Consider the following 2,606-nt stretch of genomic DNA (forward strand, 5'->3'; position numbering starts at 1 on the left):
TTCTGCTTCGATGGCCAGTTGGAGGCGGTCTTCGAGGGCGGGGGATCCGATCTGCTGCACGATCTCGCTGAGGAAGCCGCGCACGACCAGACGCCGCGCCTCGTCTTCCGTGATGCCGCGGGACTGCAGGTAGAACAACTGCTCATCATCGAACCGACCCGTCGCACTCGCGTGCCCGGCACCCTTGATATCGCCGGTCTCGATCTCCAGGTTCGGGATCGAGTCCGCCCGGGTGCCCTCGGTCAACACGAGGTTGCGGTTCTGCTCGTAACTGTCCGTGCCCGCCGCGTTCCGCCCGATGAGCACGTCACCGATCCACACCGTGCGGGCGCCCTGGCCCTGCAACGCCCCCTTGTACGTGACCCGGCTGCGACTGTTCGGCGCGTCGTGATGCACGAACACCTGCTGCTCCAGGTGCTGACCCGCGTCAGCGAAATACAGGCCCAACAAATCCGTGTCCGACCCCTCCCCGGCCAGCCGCACCGACGGATTCACCCGCACGATACTGCCGCCGAGGCTCACGACCACATGCTTCAGGCGCGCGTCCCGGCCGACGGATGCGAAATGGTTGGTCAGGTGCACGGCAGTGTCGCCCCATTCCTGCAGGCTCACCACCGTCAGGTTCGCGGACTCCCCCAGGATGATCTCCACGTTCTCACTCAGGCGGGCTTCGCCCGTGTTCTCGAGGATGATCGTGGCCCGGCTGAACGGTTTCGCCTCGATGATCGTGTGCGCGGCCCGCGGCCCCGCACCCAACTGGGACCGGGTGAGGGTGACCTCCTTGGCCTCTTCCCCACTGATCGTGATCGCGAGGGCCCGCTCGAAACTGGACCACGCGTTCGCGGCGGCGCGCTCCTCCGGGGCGCCGGCGGCGCCGACCCGGGAATCATCCCGGTTGACCCAGGCGACGTCGACACCGGCAACATCGGTCGATTCGATCGGGTACACGGACCCGTCCAGGACCCCCGCGGTCAGGTCGGTGAACTTCTTCACCGGGGAGAGCTTCCAGACCGCTTCCCGCCCCGTGACGGGTGCGAAGTCGGCGACGTCGACGCTCGTGAACCGGTCGTTGCGGGTCTGCACGGGGACGAAGCCGAAGCGGCCGTCCGAGTGCTCCTTGATCCCGTGCTGTTCAGATGTCGGCATCGCTTCAGAAGCGGGCATGGCTGTATTCAGTGGTGCTGCGACGGCGGACATCAGCCGACCGATCCTTCCATGCCCATTTCAATGAGCTTGTTGAGTTCCAGGGCGTATTCCATCGGCAGCTCCCGCGCAATGGGCTCGATGAACCCACGCACGATCATCGCCATCGCCTCATCCTCGGGCATCCCCCGACTCATCAGATAGAACAACTGCTCCTCACTGACCCGAGACACCGTGGCCTCATGACCCAGCTGCACATCATCCACCCGAATATCGATGGCCGGATACGTGTCAGACCGCGACTGCGTATCCACCAGCAGAGCGTCACACCGCACCGTGTTCGCCGAGTGATGCGCCGTGGCATCCACCCGCACCTCACCCCGGTAACCCGACCGGCCACCACCCCGCGCAATCGACTTCGACACGATCGAGGACTGCGTATACGGGGCCATGTGGATCATCTTCGCGCCCGCATCCTGATGCTGACCCGGACCCGCGAACGCCACCGACAACGTCTCACCCTTGGCATGCTCCCCCAGCAAATAAATCGACGGGTACTTCATCGTGACCTTCGACCCGATATTGCCGTCGATCCACTCCATCGTGGCGCCCTCGCCCGCCGTGGCCCGCTTCGTGACCAGGTTGTACACATTCGTCGACCAGTTCTGAATGGTCGTGTACCGCACCCTGGCGTTCTTCTTCACCACGATCTCCACCACCGCCGAATGCAACGAATCAGACGAATAGATCGGAGCCGTGCAGCCCTCGATGTAGTGCACATAACTGCCCTCATCGGCAATGATCAACGTGCGCTCGAACTGGCCCATGTTCTCCGTGTTGATCCGGAAATACGCCTGCAACGGAATCTCCACATGCACGCCCGGCGGCACATACACGAACGAACCCCCCGACCACACCGCCGTGTTCAGGGCCGCGAACTTGTTATCCCCCGACGGGATGATCGTGCCGAAATACTCCTGGAAAATCTCCGGGTGCTCCTTCAACGCCGTGTCGGTGTCCATGAAAATGACACCCTGCGCCTCGAGCTCCTCATTGATCTGGTGATACACCACCTCGGACTCGTACTGCGCGGCCACACCGGACACCAGGCGGTTACGTTCCGCTTCCGGGATACCGAGCTTCTCGTAGGTGTTCTTGATGTCGTCGGGCAGGTCCTCCCAGGTCTGGGCCTGCTTCTCCGTGGACCGCACAAAGTACTTGATGTTGTCGAAATCGATCCCGGACAAATCCGCGCCCCACGTCGGCATCGGCTTCCGCTCGAACAACTCCAACGCCTTCAACCGCCGCTGCAACATCCAGTCCGGCTCGTTCTTCAACCGCGAAATATCGGTCACGACCTCCGGCGAAACCCCGCGCCTGGCGGACGCGCCCGCCGCATCGGAATCGGACCAACCAAACTCGTACGTACCGAGCCCCGCAAGTTCGGGGCGGTCAAGCAGGAC

The 2,606-nt window shown here is 63.4% G+C and carries 2 protein-coding genes; both read right to left on the reverse strand.

The window, feature by feature from the left end; translation table 11 throughout:
• Positions 1–1,164: Fe-S cluster assembly protein SufD (gene sufD, locus E3T37_RS11170; protein ID WP_370262240.1), on the reverse strand; the 1,164-nt coding region annotated here is incomplete at its 3' end.
• Positions 1,165–1,196: 32 nt separating this feature from the next.
• A partial coding sequence (gene sufB / locus E3T37_RS11175) for a Fe-S cluster assembly protein SufB (protein ID WP_134366859.1) occupies positions 1,197–2,606 on the reverse strand: 1,410 nt, incomplete at its 5' end.

Source organism: Cryobacterium sp. TMT2-10 (assembly GCF_004403075.1).
Classification (GTDB): Bacteria; Actinomycetota; Actinomycetes; order Actinomycetales; family Microbacteriaceae; genus Cryobacterium; species Cryobacterium shii.